Annotated in this window: 16 protein-coding genes, 2 tRNA genes and 2 rRNA genes; 17 read left to right on the plus strand and 3 right to left on the minus strand. The window is 48.0% G+C overall.

What is annotated here, in order from left to right:
• The 4 genes from AC6R1O_RS01675 to AC6R1O_RS01690 all read left to right on the plus strand — a co-directional run.
• Positions 1-97: ribosomal RNA gene (locus AC6R1O_RS01675) — 23S ribosomal RNA — on the plus strand; the annotation flags it as partial.
• 86 nt (positions 98-183) lie between these two features.
• Positions 184-299: ribosomal RNA gene (gene rrf / locus AC6R1O_RS01680) — 5S ribosomal RNA — on the plus strand.
• Positions 300-355: 56 nt separating this feature from the next.
• Positions 356-432 (plus strand) — tRNA-Asp (locus tag AC6R1O_RS01685).
• Between the two features lie 139 nt (positions 433-571).
• Positions 572-648 (plus strand) — tRNA-Trp (locus tag AC6R1O_RS01690).
• A gap of 351 nt (positions 649-999) precedes the next feature.
• On the opposite strand, the gene suhB is transcribed toward AC6R1O_RS01690, so the two are convergent.
• Positions 1,000-1,803, minus strand: a complete 804-nt coding sequence (suhB, locus tag AC6R1O_RS01695; protein ID WP_500626970.1) for an inositol-1-monophosphatase — start codon at positions 1,801-1,803, stop codon at positions 1,000-1,002.
• A 175-nt stretch (positions 1,804-1,978) separates the two neighbouring features.
• Between suhB and trmJ the strand changes: the two genes are divergently transcribed.
• The 13 genes from trmJ to AC6R1O_RS01760 all read left to right on the plus strand — a co-directional run bounded on the left by trmJ (position 1,979) and on the right by AC6R1O_RS01760 (position 13,978).
• Positions 1,979-2,704: a tRNA (cytosine(32)/uridine(32)-2'-O)-methyltransferase TrmJ gene (gene trmJ / locus AC6R1O_RS01700; protein WP_500633022.1), complete on the plus strand. Its 726-nt coding sequence runs from the start codon at positions 1,979-1,981 to the stop codon at positions 2,702-2,704.
• 115 nt (positions 2,705-2,819) lie between these two features.
• Positions 2,820-3,326 carry a Fe-S cluster assembly transcriptional regulator IscR gene (iscR, locus tag AC6R1O_RS01705; protein ID WP_334551450.1) on the plus strand — a complete coding sequence of 169 codons (507 nt, stop codon included), beginning with the start codon at positions 2,820-2,822 and terminating at the stop codon, positions 3,324-3,326.
• Positions 3,327-3,355: 29 nt separating this feature from the next.
• Complete coding sequence (locus tag AC6R1O_RS01710) at positions 3,356-4,570, plus strand: IscS subfamily cysteine desulfurase (RefSeq protein WP_334551449.1); 1,215 nt, start codon at positions 3,356-3,358, stop codon at positions 4,568-4,570.
• Positions 4,571-4,618: 48 nt separating this feature from the next.
• Positions 4,619-5,002 (plus strand): Fe-S cluster assembly scaffold IscU, encoded by a 384-nt coding sequence (gene iscU / locus AC6R1O_RS01715; protein ID WP_138970401.1) that lies wholly within the window; start codon positions 4,619-4,621, stop codon positions 5,000-5,002.
• A 59-nt stretch (positions 5,003-5,061) separates the two neighbouring features.
• A complete protein-coding gene (gene iscA, locus AC6R1O_RS01720; protein ID WP_334551446.1) occupies positions 5,062-5,385 on the plus strand; it encodes an iron-sulfur cluster assembly protein IscA in 324 nt (107 codons plus the stop codon).
• Positions 5,386-5,442: 57 nt separating this feature from the next.
• Positions 5,443-5,958, plus strand: coding sequence for a co-chaperone HscB (gene hscB, locus AC6R1O_RS01725; protein WP_334551445.1), 516 nt, complete (start codon positions 5,443-5,445; stop codon positions 5,956-5,958).
• A gap of 19 nt (positions 5,959-5,977) precedes the next feature.
• Positions 5,978-7,831: a Fe-S protein assembly chaperone HscA gene (hscA, locus tag AC6R1O_RS01730; RefSeq protein WP_500633023.1), complete on the plus strand. Its 1,854-nt coding sequence runs from the start codon at positions 5,978-5,980 to the stop codon at positions 7,829-7,831.
• A 12-nt stretch (positions 7,832-7,843) separates the two neighbouring features.
• Entirely contained in the window at positions 7,844-8,182 is a 339-nt protein-coding gene (gene fdx / locus AC6R1O_RS01735) for an ISC system 2Fe-2S type ferredoxin (protein WP_500631702.1), read from the plus strand.
• 39 nt (positions 8,183-8,221) lie between these two features.
• Positions 8,222-8,416 (plus strand): Fe-S cluster assembly protein IscX, encoded by a 195-nt coding sequence (gene iscX, locus AC6R1O_RS01740; RefSeq protein WP_334551440.1) that lies wholly within the window; start codon positions 8,222-8,224, stop codon positions 8,414-8,416.
• A gap of 166 nt (positions 8,417-8,582) precedes the next feature.
• Complete coding sequence (gene pepB, locus AC6R1O_RS01745) at positions 8,583-9,881, plus strand: aminopeptidase PepB (protein WP_500633024.1); 1,299 nt, start codon at positions 8,583-8,585, stop codon at positions 9,879-9,881.
• Between the two features lie 86 nt (positions 9,882-9,967).
• Positions 9,968-10,393, plus strand: coding sequence for a nucleoside-diphosphate kinase (gene ndk / locus AC6R1O_RS01750; RefSeq protein ID WP_334551437.1), 426 nt, complete (start codon positions 9,968-9,970; stop codon positions 10,391-10,393).
• A 225-nt stretch (positions 10,394-10,618) separates the two neighbouring features.
• Complete coding sequence (fusA, locus tag AC6R1O_RS01755) at positions 10,619-12,706, plus strand: elongation factor G (RefSeq protein WP_500631704.1); 2,088 nt, start codon at positions 10,619-10,621, stop codon at positions 12,704-12,706.
• Between the two features lie 237 nt (positions 12,707-12,943).
• Complete coding sequence (locus AC6R1O_RS01760) at positions 12,944-13,978, plus strand: ABC transporter substrate-binding protein (protein WP_500633025.1); 1,035 nt, start codon at positions 12,944-12,946, stop codon at positions 13,976-13,978.
• Positions 13,979-14,038: 60 nt separating this feature from the next.
• Here the strand turns inward: AC6R1O_RS01760 and AC6R1O_RS01765 are convergent, their stop codons facing one another.
• Positions 14,039-14,944, minus strand: coding sequence for a LysR substrate-binding domain-containing protein (locus AC6R1O_RS01765; RefSeq protein WP_500633026.1), 906 nt, complete (start codon positions 14,942-14,944; stop codon positions 14,039-14,041).
• A gap of 100 nt (positions 14,945-15,044) precedes the next feature.
• On the minus strand, positions 15,045-16,055 hold a 1,011-nt coding region (locus AC6R1O_RS01770; RefSeq protein WP_500656396.1), incomplete at its 5' end, for an AMP-binding protein.

Consider the following 16,055-nt stretch of genomic DNA (forward strand, 5'->3'; position numbering starts at 1 on the left):
TAAGGGTTGTTCGAGACTAGAACGTTGATAGGCAGGGTGTGTAAGCGCTGTGAGGCGTTGAGCTAACCTGTACTAATTGCCCGTGAGGCTTAACCATACAACACCCAAAGGGTTTTGATGGACTCAATGTAAGAACATTGAATGTGTAAGAACTGAAAACAGCTTTCCGAATTAAAGAATTTGCTTGGCGACCATAGCGATTTGGACCCACCTGATTCCATGCCGAACTCAGAAGTGAAACGAATTAGCGCCGATGGTAGTGTGGGGTTTCCCCATGTGAGAGTAGGACATCGCCAGGCTTTGAACATTATCTATTTGAAGCACGATTGATATAAGACTTTAAATAGACCACTGCGGAGTGGTAGTTCAGTTGGTTAGAATACCGGCCTGTCACGCCGGGGGTCGCGGGTTCGAGTCCCGTCCACTCCGCCACTTATATGAGAGTCGTCTCGATAAACACGAAGATAGGGGTGTAGCTCCAATTGGCAGAGCAGCGGATTCCCCAAAGTCCTCGAGAAGGCGCGTGTTGGGAGTTCGAATATCTCTTCCACGAACAATTTGAACCTATTTTAGGGGTGTAGCTCCAATTGGCAGAGCAGCGGATTCCAAATCCGCGTGTTGGGAGTTCGAATCTCTCCACCCCTGCCATATCTAAGGCTCTAGTCGAAAGACTAGAGCCTTTTTGTATCTATAAAAACCCGTGGTTGTGGCTGTCACCCAATGCTCAGAGCAGCGGATTATCCCTATTCCAAATCGGCACGTATCGGGTGCTCGAATCTCTAGATCACCAGTCCCGTCTTCCTGGTATCTCTATTAGGAACTCTCGTTTTCGAACTTTTTGACTAACCAACACGTCACGAAATATCGATAACTAGCGTTCGGAAAGCCAAGCTTGCTAAAAGCGATATTGCCTTTAACCAGCATGCTGATGGGGATATCTATCGTTAGATACAAAAAAGCCCACTCGAGGAGTGGGCTAGAAATAGGGTGAAGTTTCGGTTACTTCAGGATAGCTTCGTTACCATTTTCACGGATGTGCTTAAGCATACCTTTCACGCCACGTGCGCTTGATGCCACAACGTTGCCTGACTTCATGTACTCTGTGCCGCCTGCAAAGTCTGTCACGATTGCGCCAGCTTCACGAGCAATCAGTTCACCTGCAGCGATGTCCCAAGGTTTCAGTCCTAGCTCGAAGTAACCGTCTACGCGGCCGGCAGCCATGTAGCATAGGTCCAACGCAGCTGAGCCAGTGCGACGGAAGTCTGAACAGTCAACAAAGAGCGCTGAAAGAATTTTTAGGTAAGATTCAGAGTGCTGTTTCTGCTTGAATGGAAAACCCGTTGCAAGCACAGTGCCTTGTAGATCTTTTAGCTGTTTCACACGGATGCGCGCATTGTTGAGCTGTGCACCTGCGCCACGTTGCGCTGTAAACAGTTCATTAAGCATAGGATCGTAAACACACGCTACTTCCGTTTTACCTTTAAAACGAACAGCGATAGAAACGCAGAAATGAGGCAAACCTTTCACAAAGTTTGTGGTGCCATCCAGTGGGTCGATGATCCATTGTACGTCTTTATCTTTACCTTCAATAACCCCATTTTCTTCTGCAACAATGCAGTGCTCTGGGTATGAAGCCTTGATGGTATCGATAATGATAGCTTCTGCTTCTTTGTCGACGTTAGTGACAAAGTCGTTCGTGCCTTTCTGAGTTGATTCGATCTTCTCAGCATTTTCTAAAGATTTAGCAATATGGTTGCCAGCTTTTCGTGCAGCACGAATAGCGATATTAAGCATTGGATGCATACTAATTTCCCAACGGATGTTAAAGAACAGAAAAACGGGCGGGAGTATATCAGATTGCTCGATAAATGGAAGTGGTTATTTTTTGAACTCTTAACTTTTATGCTCTTAAGGGTCTGACCATTTTACTCAGGTATATGTTAATATCTCGCAGCGGTTTTTATCTTGGTACGGTTTGATGTTAAATAACGTTAAGGTTGTCTTAGTTGGCACCTCACATTCGGGCAATATTGGTTCTGCAGCGCGTGCGATGAAAGTCATGGGCTTATCCAACATGGTGTTGGTCGATCCTCAATGTGAAGTTGATGAACAAGCGATTGCGTTGGCGTCGGGGGCATCGGACATTGCGTTGAACGCCGAAGTGGTCAGCACCTTAGAAGAGGCAGTAAAAGAGTGTGTGCTCGTGGTGGGTTCGAGTGCCCGCTCCAGAACCCTTGAATGGCCGATGTTGACACCAAGAGAGTGCGGCAAAAAATTTGTCGCTGAAGGGCAGCAGGCACCTGTAGCCCTTGTCTTTGGGCGAGAACGAACTGGTCTAACTAACGAGGAGTTGCAAACGTGTCACTATCACGTGTGCATACCTGCTAACCCGGAGTACAGCTCTCTCAACCTCGCTATGGCAGTGCAAACCCTCAGCTACGAAGTCCGAGTGGCTTATCTCGATGCCGAGCAAGCGCAATATGCCCCATCTGAAGCTGAATACCCCAAGCATAAAGAGTTGGAAATGTTCTTTGAGCACCTTGAAAAAGTCGCGACCGAGACCCAGTTTATAAATCAGCAGCAGCCCGGTAAAGTGATGAACAAGGTTCGCCGGTTGTTCAATCGAGCGAGGCCAGAGGCCCAAGAGCTCAATATTTTACGCGGTATGTTGAGCGCTATCGAGAAGCAGCTTTCCAAAGGGTAAAGCCACAGTAAGCTTAGGGATGAATACCTGAGTAAATTAGTCAATTAAATACTTGACCATTTTGGTCAAGTATGAAAAACTTCCTACCACATAAACGATGTGGATATGGTGTTATATGAGACTTACATCTAAAGGAAGATACGCAGTGACAGCCATGTTAGATGTGGCTCTGCACTCACAACAAAATCCAGTGCCGCTTGCGGACATTTCTGAGCGTCAAGGCATCTCCTTGTCTTACTTAGAGCAACTGTTTTCTAAGCTACGTAAAGCTGGCCTAGTGGCGAGTGTACGTGGCCCTGGTGGTGGTTACCGTCTTGGTGCAGAAGCGAATACTATTGCTATTGGTACTGTTATCGCAGCGGTCGATGAGTCGGTCGATGCGACGAAATGCAATGGTAAAGGTGACTGCCAAGGTGGTACTCGCTGCCTAACTCATACGCTATGGCGTGACCTGAGTTCTCGAATTAGTGATTTCCTCAACAACATCACACTCGGTGAGTTGATGAATGACAATGAAGTATTAGAAATTTCAGACCGTCAAGATATCGATCTTGCTGTCAATCATGGGTTTACCAACAAAAATACAAGCACCGCACCCATCGGTGTCAACGTCCGCTCTTAAGCGGTCTGCCTGTTACATTGGAGTAGAGAATGAAACTGCCGATTTATTTAGATTATTCAGCGACTTGCCCAGTTGATCCACGTGTTGCTGAAAAAATGGTTCAGTACATGACAATGGACGGTACGTTTGGCAACCCTGCATCACGTTCACACCGTTACGGTTGGCAGGCTGAAGAGGCGGTAGACACGGCCCGTGAGAACATTGCAGATTTGCTCAATGCAGATCCTCGTGAAATCGTCTTTACGTCAGGCGCGACTGAATCTGACAACCTCGCTATCAAAGGTGCTGCACACTTCTATGAGAAGAAAGGTAAACATATCATTACCTGCAAAACCGAGCACAAAGCAGTTCTTGATCCTTGCCGTCAATTAGAGCGTGAAGGCTTTGAGGTGACATACCTAGAGCCAGAATCAAACGGCATCATCGATATGAATAAGCTTGAAGCGGCGATGCGTGACGACACGGTTCTTGTATCTATCATGCATGTGAACAACGAAATCGGTGTGATTCAAGATATCGCCTCTATTGGTGAGTTGTGTCGTGAGCGCAAGATTGTTTTCCACGTCGATGCAGCGCAGTCTGCGGGCAAAGTGCCTATCGATGTTCAAGAGATGAAAGTTGATCTGATTTCTCTTTCAGCGCACAAAGCGTACGGTCCTAAAGGCATTGGCGCCTTGTACGTTCGTCGTAAGCCTCGTATTCGTCTAGAAGCGCAAATGCACGGTGGTGGTCATGAACGCGGATTCCGTTCTGGCACACTGGCAACACATCAGATTGTCGGTATGGGCGAAGCCTTCCGTATCGCAAAGGAAGAGATGCAGAAAGATCACGACCATGCTTTGGCATTGCGTGAGCGTCTACTCAATGGTGTGAAAGACTTAGAAGCCGTGACCATCAATGGTGACTTAGAGCAACGTGTACCACAAAACCTAAACATCAGCTTCGCGTTTGTAGAAGGTGAATCTTTGCTTATGTCGCTGAAAGATCTTGCGGTGTCTTCAGGCAGTGCGTGTACCTCTGCTAGCCTAGAGCCATCTTATGTACTGCGCGCTCTCGGTTTAGATGATGAACTGGCACACAGCTCAATTCGCTTCTCATTTGGTCGTTTCACCACTGAAGAAGAAATTGATTACGCAATTGAACAAATTCGCGTAGCGGTAAACAAGCTACGTGACATGTCTCCTCTATGGGATATGTACAAGGAAGGGGTCGACCTAAGCACTGTTGAGTGGGCGCACCACTAATAGATAGGTTTCCCCAGGGAATGAGATAGAGGATTCGAGGTAAATATCATGGCATACAGCGAAAAAGTAATTGATCACTACGAAAACCCACGTAACGTTGGTTCGTTTGATAAAGAAGATCCATCGGTTGGTAGCGGCATGGTTGGCGCACCAGCGTGTGGTGACGTAATGAAACTGCAAATCAAAGTGACCCCAGAGGGCATTATTGAAGACGCGAAATTTAAGACTTACGGTTGTGGTAGCGCGATTGCGTCTAGCTCTCTCGTCACAGAGTGGGTAAAAGGTAAGAGCATCGATGAAGCCGCGGCGATTAAGAACGCGGAAATTGCTGAGGAGCTCGAGCTTCCACCGGTAAAAGTACACTGCTCTATTTTGGCGGAAGACGCCATTAAAGCAGCCGTTGCTGACTATAAGAAAAAACACCAACAATAAGTTACAATGGGAGGCTCGCTCTCCCATTATCATCGTCAAATAAAAAACTAAGGTGCAGTATGGCCATCACAATGACAGAGACAGCGGCAAGCCGCGTAAGAACCTTCTTAGAAAACCGAGGTAAAGGCATTGGCTTGCGCTTGGGTGTGAAAACGACAGGTTGCTCTGGTATGGCGTATGTGCTCGAGTTTGTCGATGATCTCAATGAAGAAGATGAAGTATTTGAGCATTCTGGTGTCAAAGTGATCATTGACAAGAAAAGCCTCGTTTACCTAGATGGCACCGAACTTGATTATGTTAAGGAAGGGCTCAACGAAGGTTTCGAGTTCAACAACCCGAACGCAAAAGGCGAGTGTGGTTGTGGTGAGAGCTTTAACGTTTAATTGATGATATGGGTAGGGCATGTCCCTACCGATTGACGACCAAGGACAGAATTCTTAATGAATTACTTTGAATTATTTGGGCTACCAAGTCAGTTTAATCTGGATGGTAGCCTTCTTTCTTCACAGTTCCGTGAACTCCAGAAGCGTTTTCATCCAGACAACTTTGCCAGTGGTTCTGAGCGTGATCGTTTAATGGCGGTACAGAAAGCTTCTGAGATCAATGACGCTTACCACGTGCTAAAAAATCCCATCAGCCGGGCGGAGTATATTCTGCAACAGCAAGGGGTGGACATCCGCTCGGAGCAGCAGACGATGCAGGATCCGATGTTTCTCATGGAGCAAATGGAGCTGCGTGAAGAGCTAGAAGAAATGAGCCAGAGTGGCGATGTGGAGACGGCGCTGTTTGACTTCGATGCGAAAGTCAGCCGCATGCATCAGCAGCAGTTGGAGAGTATGCAGCAGCAACTGGATGAACAACGCTGGATAGAAGCAGCGGACAGCGTCAGAAAACTTAAATTCATTGCGAAATTAAAACACGAAATTGAGCGAGTCGAAGATAACCTCCTCGGCTAGTGAGTAACAAGGATCCATCATGGCATTACTTCAAATTGCAGAGCCTGGCCAGAGTTCTGCTCCCCATGAGCACAAACTCGCGGCGGGTATTGATTTAGGTACAACCAACTCTCTGGTGGCTTCGGTACAAAGTGGCCAAGCCAAGACATTAAAAGATGAGCAAGGTCGAAGCCTATTGCCTTCGATTGTGAACTACTCGGGTGACAACATCGAAGTAGGCTATGACGCCGCTGCTCTAGCTGAGGCGGATCCGGAAAACACCATTATTTCCGTTAAACGCTTGATTGGACGCTCTTTATCCGACATCCAAACGCGTTACCCCAACTTACCTTATGAGATGCAAGCCAGTGACAATGGATTGCCAGTACTGCGCACTGCAATGGGGAACAAGAACCCAATTGAAGTTTCGGCAGATATTTTGCGCTCACTGGGTCAACGCGCAGAACAAAGCCTAGGTGGCGAACTGGCTGGCGTTGTCATTACTGTGCCAGCCTACTTTGATGATGCGCAGCGCGCGGGCACAAAAGATGCGGCAAAACTGGCTGGTCTGCATGTGCTACGTTTGCTCAATGAGCCAACCGCCGCCGCGATTGCGTATGGTTTGGACTCCGGGCAAGAAGGCGTGATCGCGGTTTACGATCTTGGTGGCGGCACTTTTGATATCTCAATTCTCCGCCTCTCTAAAGGCGTTTTTGAGGTATTGGCGACAGGCGGTGATTCTGCGTTGGGCGGCGATGATTTCGATCACTTGCTCGCTGATTATCTGATCGACAAAGCCGGGATAACCACGCGCCTTTCCAGTCATGATTACCGCGTAGCCCTTAATGTGGCCACTCGAACCAAAATTGCTTTTTCAGATCAAGAGGCCGTTGATGTCTCGCTGCTCAATTGGCAAGGTACGGTGACGCGCGCAGAATTCGAAACATTGATTCAACCGCTAGTGAAAAAAACACTGCTGACTTGTCGCCGTGCACTGAAAGATGCGCAGGTTGAAGCCAATGAAGTGCAAGAAGTCGTGATGGTTGGCGGTTCCACACGAACGTTGCTAGTGCGTGAAATGGTCGGTGAGTTCTTTAACCGCACTCCGCTGACCAGCATCAATCCAGATGAAGTGGTGGCGATTGGCGCAGGTATCCAAGCGGATGTGTTGGCAGGCAACAAACCGGACTCTGAAATGTTGCTGCTGGATGTGATTCCATTGTCGCTCGGCATCGAGACAATGGGAGGATTGGTTGAAAAAATCATTCCACGCAATACGACGATTCCTGTTGCTCGTGCGCAAGAATTTACGACTTTCAAAGATGGTCAAACAGCGATGAGTGTGCACATTGTGCAAGGTGAACGTGAAATGGTGGACGATTGTCGCTCATTAGCTCGTTTCTCCCTAAAAGGCATTCCGCCGATGGCCGCTGGTGCAGCGCACGTCCGTGTGACCTACCAAGTCGATGCAGATGGTTTGCTCTCAGTGACTGCGATGGAAAAGAGCACGGGCGTTCAGTCTGAAATTCAAGTGAAACCGTCATACGGTCTCAGTGACGATGAAGTCGCGAACATGCTACGTGACTCCATGACGCACGCCAAAGAAGACATGATGGCTCGCGCATTGGCAGAGCAGCGTGTAGAGGCTGACCGTGTGATTGAAGGTCTACTCGCCGCCATGCAAGCGGATGGCGATGAGCTACTTTCAGAACAAGAGCGCCAACAACTGTTGCACGTTATCGAGCAATTGATAGCGCTACGTAATGGTGATGATGCCGATGCGATTGAGCAAGGTATCAAAGAAACAGACAAAGCGAGCCAAGACTTCGCCTCTCGTCGTATGGACAAATCGATTCGCGCGGCACTGTCTGGTCAGTCCGTGGACGAACTATAAGAGAAACACGTTATGCCTAAGATTATTGTATTGCCTCACGAAGATTTGTGCCCTGAAGGGGTGGTGCTAGACGCCCAATCGGGCGAAACGGTACTGGATGTGGCATTAAAAAACGGAATTGGAATTGAACATGCATGCGAAAAATCGTGTGCATGCACGACGTGCCACGTTGTGATCCGTGAAGGCTTTGATTCGCTCGAAGAGAGCGATGAGCTGGAAGATGACATGCTAGATAAAGCGTGGGGTTTGGAGCCAGAATCACGCCTGGGCTGTCAAGCGAGAGTCGCGGATGAAGATTTGGTTGTGGAAATACCAAAGTACACATTGAACCACGCATCAGAAGATCATTAATCACTGTACCCCATGTGAGTTGAAACAGGAAGGTAAGCAATGAAATGGACAGATTCACGCGATATTGCCATCGAGCTGTGTGACAAATTTCCAGATACGGATCCTAAAACCGTGCGCTTTACGGATCTTCATCAGTGGATTTTAGAGCTCGATGACTTCGATGATGAGCCCAACCGCTCCAATGAAAAAATCCTCGAAGCCGTCATCTTATGCTGGATGGATGAGATGGATTAACGCGGGTTGAGAGAAAACCTTGCAGAGTTAACAAAACTTACTAAAAAAAACGGACCCTATGGTCCGTTTTTTTATCAAGTTGACACTTTAACCCTACAAAATGCTAACATCCGTCAAAGCATAGAATAAGAGCGTAGGCAGCGCTCAGATAAGACAAGGAGAAACCATGTCTACAACGATGTCTGTTTTTTTAAGCCAACAAGCCGCCGCACCACAATGGGGTGAAAAAGCCATCCTTTCATTCGTGGCGAATGGCGCAACGATCCACCTTAGCGACAGTCATGATTTAGGCGCGATTCAGCGTGCTGCGCGCAAGTTAGAAGCGCAAGGTATTCGAGAAGCTTCACTCGAGGGCGAAGGATGGGATCTAGAAAGCATTTGGGCTTTCCATCAAGGCTTCCGTGCCCCGAAGAAAACCAGCCTGCTTTCCTGGGGCGCTCTGTCAGATGCGGATCAAGCTGAGCTCGATGCGCGCATCAAAGCGACAGAGTTCACCCGAGATATAATCAATAAACCCGCTGAAGAGGTGGCACCACGTCAGCTGGCCACTATGGCGGCAGAGTTCATTAAATCCGTTGCACCAGAAGGGACAGTGACGGCACGTATTGTTAAAGACAAAGACCTTCTCGCTGAAGATTGGCAGGGTATCTATGCCGTCGGTCGTGGCTCAGAGCGCACATCCGCAATGCTGCAATTGGATTACAACCCGACCGGTGATGAGAATGCACCCGTCTTTGCTTGCCTTGTAGGTAAAGGCATCACGTTTGACTCAGGCGGCTACAGTCTAAAACCTTCGAACATGATGACGGCAATGAAGTCAGACATGGGCGGCGCTGGGACGATCACTGGCGGTCTCGCCCTCGCGATCATGCGTGGCTTGAACAAACGTGTGAAGCTTATCCTTTGCTGTGCAGAGAATATGATTTCAGGCCGAGCACTTAAACTGGGTGACATCATTACCTACAAAAATGGTAAAACCGTTGAAATCATGAATACGGACGCTGAAGGCCGTCTGGTATTGGCGGATGGTTTGATTTATGCGAGCGAGCAGCAGCCCGAGCTGATTATTGATTGCGCGACCCTCACTGGTGCAGCCAAACATGCGCTTGGTAATGACTACCATGCACTGTTTAGTTTTGACGATGAGCTAGCGCATCAAGCGCTGACCTCTGCGAAAGCAGAGAAAGAGGGATTGTGGCCGCTACCATTAGCGGACTTCCACCGTGGCATGTTGCCGTCTAACTTTGCCGATCTTTCTAACATCAGCAGTGGCGACTATGCACCAGGTGCGAGTACCGCAGCCGCGTTCTTGTCCTACTTCGTTGCTGATTACAAAAAAGGTTGGTTGCATTTTGACTGTGCGGCCACTTACCGCAAGGGTCCTACGGACAAGTGGGCCGCAGGCGCTACGGGCGTCGGCGTACGAACCTTAGCGCGTGTACTGCAAGAGCAGGCTGGCGAATAGTGACATGGCCGTAAGGCCATGTTCTATTGTGATTACACAACACCCTATATTTTCATATAACTATACTAATGACTGAAGGATGACTTATGGCTCTAGAAAGAACCTTTTCCATTATCAAGCCCGATGCGGTAGAGAGAAATCTGATTGGTGAGATTTACCATCGCATTGAAAAAGCGGGGCTTCGTATCATTGCTGCGAAAATGGTCCATTTAACCCAAGAACAGGCCAGTGGTTTTTACGCTGAACACGAAGGGAAGCCTTTTTTTCCTGCATTGAAAGAGTTTATGACTTCAGGCCCGATTATGGTTCAAGTTCTAGAAGGGGAAAATGCGATTGCCCGTTACCGTGAGCTGATGGGAACAACAAACCCTGAAGAAGCCGCTTGCGGCACGATTCGTGCTGACTATGCGCTGAGTATGCGTCACAACTCGGTTCACGGTTCTGACAGCCCTGAGTCGGCAGCGCGCGAGATCGAGTTCTTCTTCCCTCAGTCAGAAATCTGCCCACGTTAATTGTTATTCGGGCAGAAAATGATCAATGCTGTTTGCCTTGGCAAGCAGCATTTTTTATCGCGAGATATCGAATCAATCCGGTTGAGATTAGTAAGAAAGACTGAAAATTCCTGCTAAGATTGATGGGAAAAGTTTTTTTGAACACAAGTGCACACGAGGGTATCAGTCTTGACAGATTGTGATATACTCTGCGCGCAATTTATACCTTATAAACAGAGTAAGACAATGGCAGATTTATCAAAGTACAGAAACATTGGTATTTTCGCGCACGTTGATGCGGGTAAAACTACCACCACTGAGCGTATCCTTAAGCTTACTGGTAAAATCCACAAAACTGGTGAAGTACATGACGGTGAGTCTACGACTGACTTCATGGAGCAGGAAGCTGAGCGCGGTATTACTATCCAGTCTGCTGCGGTAACTTGTGAGTGGAATGGCCACCGCCTAAACGTTATCGATACTCCGGGACACGTTGACTTTACAGTTGAAGTATACCGTTCACTAAAAGTTCTTGATGGTGGTATCGGTGTTTTCTGTGGTTCTGGTGGTGTTGAGCCTCAGTCAGAAACGAACTGGCGCTACGCGAACGAATCAGAAGTATCTCGTCTGATCTTCGTAAACAAACTAGACCGTATGGGCGCAGACTTCTTCAACGTTGTTGACCAAGTTAAGAACGTTCTAGCGGCTAACCCACTAGTGATGGTTCTTCCAATCGGCCGTGAAGATGACTTCGTTGGTGTGGTTGATCTGCTATCTCGTAAAGCGTACGTATGGGATGACTCTGGTCTTCCTGAGAACTACGAAATCTTAGACGTTCCAGCTGACATGGTTGATGACGTTGAACAGTACCGTGAAGAGCTAATCGAAACGGCTGTTGAGCAAGACGACGACCTAATGGAAGCGTACATGGAAGGTGAAGAGCCTTCTATCGAAGACATCAAGCGTTGTATCCGTAAAGGTACACGTGACCTAGCATTCTTCCCTACATTCTGTGGTTCTGCATTTAAGAACAAGGGTGTTCAGCTAGTACTAGACGCAGTGGTAGATTACTTACCATCGCCAACAGAAGTGGAGCCTCAGCCTCTAACTGATCCAGAAACTGGTGAGCCAACTGGTGAAGTTGCAACAGTATCTGCAGACGAGCCTCTACGTGCTCTAGCGTTTAAGATCATGGACGACCGCTTCGGCGCACTAACCTTCATCCGTATCTACTCAGGTGTGATGAAGAAAGGTGATACGATCCTTAACGCGGCAACAGGTAAAACTGAGCGTATCGGCCGTATGTGTGAAATGCAAGCTGATGACCGTAACGAGATCACTGAAGCGCAAGCGGGTGACATCATCGCTGTTGTTGGTATGAAGAACGTTCAAACAGGTCACACTCTATGTGATCCTAAGCACGAATGTACTCTAGAGCCAATGATCTTCCCTGAGCCAGTAATCTCGATTGCTGTATCACCAAAAGACAAAGGTTCAACTGAGAAAATGGGTATCGCGATCGGTAAAATGGTTGCAGAAGATCCATCTTTCCAAGTAGAGACTGACGAAGATTCAGGCGAAACTATCCTAAAAGGTATGGGTGAACTTCACCTAGACATCAAGGTAGACATCCTTAAGCGTACTTACGGTGTTGAGCTAGAAGTCGGTGCACCGCAGGTAGCTTACCGTGAGACTATCACTCAAGCAGTTGAAGATAGCTACACGCACAAGAAGCAGTCTGGTGGTTCTGGTCAGTTCGGTAAGATTGACTACCGTATCAAACCAGGTGAGCCAAACTCTGGCTTTACGTTCAAGTCAACAGTTGTTGGTGGTAACGTACCTAAAGAATTCTGGCCTGCAGTAGAGAAAGGCTTCGCGAGCATGATGGAAACGGGTGTTCTAGCTGGCTTCCCTACGCTAGACGTAGAAGTTGAGCTATTCGACGGTGGCTTCCACGCAGTTGACTCATCAGCAATCGCTTACGAAATTGCAGCGAAAGGTGCATTCCGTCAGTCTATGCCTAAAGCAGGTGCTCAGCTTCTAGAGCCTATCATGCACGTTGACGTATTCTCACCAGATGACAACGTAGGTGATGTAATCGGTGACCTCAACCGTCGTCGTGGCATGATCAAAGATCAACAAGCTGGTGCAACAGGTGTTCGTATTAAAGCTGACGTTCCTCTATCTGAGATGTTCGGCTACATCGGTCACCTACGTACTATCACTTCTGGTCGTGGTCAGTTCTCTATGGAGTTCGCTCACTACGCACCATGTCCAGCAAACGTTGCTGAGCAAGTTATCGCTGAAGTGAAAGAGCGCAACGCTAAGAAGTAATTCTTAACCGCGTATCACTTGTGTGATGATTACAAACCTTCGATGCGAAAGCATCGGAGGTTTTTTTATGCCTATTTTTGACCACGTTTTCTCTTTAGACCAGCAGTTATCGGCGCTCGCTAAGCGATAACAAATATTGTTCATAACGATTAATTAATTTCCCTTTCAATTGATTAACAATTAAATAATTATGCGCCCGAATCCCAGCGCGTTGCTGGACAGGTTGGATCGCATACCATGAAAGTGTTTTCTAAAGTAGTGGGTCTGAGCGCATTGTTACTCAGCCTTTCTTCTCACGCAGATAATAAAGTTTTGAACGTTTACGCTTGGGGTGGCTACTTGCCAGAAGCGTCATTAAAAGCGTTCGAGAAACAAGAAGGCGTAACGATTAACTATTCAACATTTGAAAATAATGAATCAATGTACACCAAGTTAAAACTGGTGAAAGGCTCAGGTTACGATGTGGTATTCGCTTCGGCCTACTTTATCGAGAAAATGGGACGTGAAGGACTACTGGCTGAGATAGATCATGCGCAAGTCCAGAATATGGGCGACGCGATGGAAGGGTTATTGGGCCAAGCTCATGATCCTGACAACCGTTACTCTTTGCCTTACATTTGGGGCGTGACGGGCATCAGCTACAATGAATCCCTTGTTGACGAGCCTGTCACCAAATGGGCACAGCTTTGGGATGCGAAATACGCACAACAGGTGATGCTGATCGACGATATTCGTGACGTATTTGGTATGGCGCTGAAATTGAACGGTCATAGCATCAACACGAAGAACGAAGACGAGATCAAGCAGGCCTACGAATCGTTAGTAGCCTTGAGAGATAACGTCCTACTCTATAACTCAGATGCACCACAAATGCCTTACGTTTCCGGTGAAGCCTCTGTTGGTATGCAGTGGAATGGTAATGCCTACCAAGGCCAAGTCGAAATGCCAGAGCTGAAGTTTGTGATGCCAGAAGAGGGCGCGGTATTGTGGATGGATAACTTTACTATTCCATCAGGCAGCCAAAACAAAGCATTGGCACACAAGTTCATTAACTTTATGTACCAAGCTGAGCAGCAAGCTGAGATCGTCAATAGCCTAGGCTATGCGTCCGCAACGAATGCAGGCCGCGCATTGCTAGCTGACGAACTTAAGAATAACCCGACGATTTTCCCAGCGGTGGAAGACATCAAGAAAGGGGAGTTCATTAACGATGTTGGTGCTGAGACCTTAGCGGTGTATGAGAAGTACTGGCAACGTCTAAGAACCCAATAATCGGGTCGGCTCTAAGCTTAAACGTAACACACCCCTAGCGAGATATCGCTGGGGGCGATGTCATTCACAAGGGGCAATTTCATTACTCAGCCAGTGGGCGAAAGCTTGAATACGATCGCGCCTTGTCGATTCTCTATCATAGAAGAGATTAAATTGAATGCCCGGGGTCATGCCGATATCGAAGGGCTTCATGAGTAGTCCACGTTCGACGTAATCAGCCGCGAGTGAGTCAGAGACTAAGCAGGCGCCATGCCCGGCCATGACGGCGTTCATTGCGTGATCGAAGGTACTGACATCCATCCAACGAACCGACTCTTTTTCCATCTTTATACCGGCTTTAGCAAACCAACTTTTCCAAGGGTAACCGCCAGACTCATAGTGAATTAACCAACTGGCGAGCAGCTGTTCGGGTTGAGTCAGGTTAATGGACTTGGCTAAGTGAGGGGAGCAAAAAGGATAAATGATCTCTTCAAACAGGAACTCTTTGTGAAGTTTCGATGGGCACTCTTCACCCAGCGTCTCACCTTGCCAAATGACCACATCCGCTTCACCTTGTTTTAAGTTTGGCGCGTCACAGCTAGTGATGATCCGAATGGGGATGTTGGGATGCTGGCTTGAGAACTTCCATAGACGTGGCAATAACCAGCGAGAGGCAAATGAAGGCGTAGAGCTGACACAGAGCAATCCTTCGACCGGCTCAGCTTGAATCTGATTGAGCCCCGAAATGATCTGTTCGAACCCATGAGAGACATGCTTATACAGCACCTTGCCTTGCTCTGTGAGACGCATTTCCCGACCATCACGCACGAACAGTTTGCATCCTAAGCCATCTTCAAGTTGACGTATTTTTTGGCTCACCGCCGCCTGACTGACGAACAGCGCTTCAGCCGCTCGACTGTAGCTGTTGTGCCTCGCCGCGACTTCGAAATACCGTAACCCCGGAAGATGATGCAGCCTTGCATCCATAGACGATCCTTTTCAATCACATTTTGCTCGTCACTATACATGACGAAAAAAAGGAGAACCATGTTCTCCTTAACTTCTCGATAAGATAGCGCGACTAGCGTTACTCTTCCCAGACAACGAGTTGACCTTTCGGCCAGTTGTGGCCCTCGTCGTGGTACTTCTGTTCCAGTACATGGCGTTTGATCTTGAGTGTGGGCGTTAGAATGCCATTTTCGATGCTCCACGGCTCTTTGATCATCAGTACCCCTTTGATTTGCTCATGCGATTCGAGCTCTTGGTTCATCCGCGCAATCACTTTTTTGGTGGTGCGTTCATAGCGAGCACGGTCAAAGTTAGGAAAGTCATGCGGGACGACGAGCAAAATCGGGGCGGGCAGACCGAGGCCAATTAAACACATCATTTCAACGCGGCTGTATTCGAACAATTTCTTCTCAATGGGCACTGGCGCGACAAATTTACCTTTGGCGGTTTTGAAGGTGTCTTTCTTGCGTCCTTGAATGGTCAAGTAGCCTTCAGCATCGATAGCGCCGATGTCGCCAGTATGTAGCCAACCTTCGCTGTCGAATGACTCCTGACTGGCAATGTCATTTTTGTAGTAGCCAGAGAACATCCCTTTACTGCGTACCATGATTTCATCATCGTCGGCAATTTTGAGTTCGATTCCGGGGCCAGCATTGCCGACACTGCCAATCTTATCAGCGCGGAACGGGTAGTTGAGTGTGCTGTAGGCAAAGGACTCAGTCATCCCCCAAGCCTCAGTAATATTGAGGCCGACACTGTGATACCAATCGAGCAAAGCGGGTGACACCGGCGCAGAGCCACAGCCGAGCACGCGTGCTTGATCTAAGCCCAGGCCATCGGCGAGCTTTTTCTTGATAAGGGAATTAACGAACGGAATCTTGAGCAGAATATTGAGCTTCCTCTGTGGCAATTTATCTTGGATACGCTGTTGGAACAGAGTCCAGAGTCTGGGAACAGAGATAAACAGAGTCGGGCGCTGCATTTTGACATCTTCGATAAAGGTATCAAGTGACTCTGGGAAGGCCGTTTGGACGCCACCCATGATGGAGGACCCAAAGATGTACACACGCTCGGTAATGTGCGCCAAAGG

Source organism: Vibrio sp. R11-SG3-ISO3-SZ, assembly GCF_059834345.1.

What these genes read in the sequence shown, in the direction of transcription:
- suhB (WP_500626970.1), bottom strand. Translation starts at nt 1,803, where the DNA reads ATGCATCCAATGCTTAATATCGCTATTCGTGCTGCACGAAAAGCTGGC.
- trmJ (WP_500633022.1), top strand. Translation starts at nt 1,979, where the DNA reads ATGTTAAATAACGTTAAGGTTGTCTTAGTTGGCACCTCACATTCGGGC.
- iscR (WP_334551450.1), top strand. Translation starts at nt 2,820, where the DNA reads ATGAGACTTACATCTAAAGGAAGATACGCAGTGACAGCCATGTTAGAT.
- AC6R1O_RS01710 (WP_334551449.1), top strand. Translation starts at nt 3,356, where the DNA reads ATGAAACTGCCGATTTATTTAGATTATTCAGCGACTTGCCCAGTTGAT.
- iscU (WP_138970401.1), top strand. Translation starts at nt 4,619, where the DNA reads ATGGCATACAGCGAAAAAGTAATTGATCACTACGAAAACCCACGTAAC.
- iscA (WP_334551446.1), top strand. Translation starts at nt 5,062, where the DNA reads ATGGCCATCACAATGACAGAGACAGCGGCAAGCCGCGTAAGAACCTTC.
- hscB (WP_334551445.1), top strand. Translation starts at nt 5,443, where the DNA reads ATGAATTACTTTGAATTATTTGGGCTACCAAGTCAGTTTAATCTGGAT.
- hscA (WP_500633023.1), top strand. Translation starts at nt 5,978, where the DNA reads ATGGCATTACTTCAAATTGCAGAGCCTGGCCAGAGTTCTGCTCCCCAT.
- fdx (WP_500631702.1), top strand. Translation starts at nt 7,844, where the DNA reads ATGCCTAAGATTATTGTATTGCCTCACGAAGATTTGTGCCCTGAAGGG.
- iscX (WP_334551440.1), top strand. Translation starts at nt 8,222, where the DNA reads ATGAAATGGACAGATTCACGCGATATTGCCATCGAGCTGTGTGACAAA.
- pepB (WP_500633024.1), top strand. Translation starts at nt 8,583, where the DNA reads ATGTCTACAACGATGTCTGTTTTTTTAAGCCAACAAGCCGCCGCACCA.
- ndk (WP_334551437.1), top strand. Translation starts at nt 9,968, where the DNA reads ATGGCTCTAGAAAGAACCTTTTCCATTATCAAGCCCGATGCGGTAGAG.
- fusA (WP_500631704.1), top strand. Translation starts at nt 10,619, where the DNA reads ATGGCAGATTTATCAAAGTACAGAAACATTGGTATTTTCGCGCACGTT.
- AC6R1O_RS01760 (WP_500633025.1), top strand. Translation starts at nt 12,944, where the DNA reads ATGAAAGTGTTTTCTAAAGTAGTGGGTCTGAGCGCATTGTTACTCAGC.
- AC6R1O_RS01765 (WP_500633026.1), bottom strand. Translation starts at nt 14,944, where the DNA reads ATGGATGCAAGGCTGCATCATCTTCCGGGGTTACGGTATTTCGAAGTC.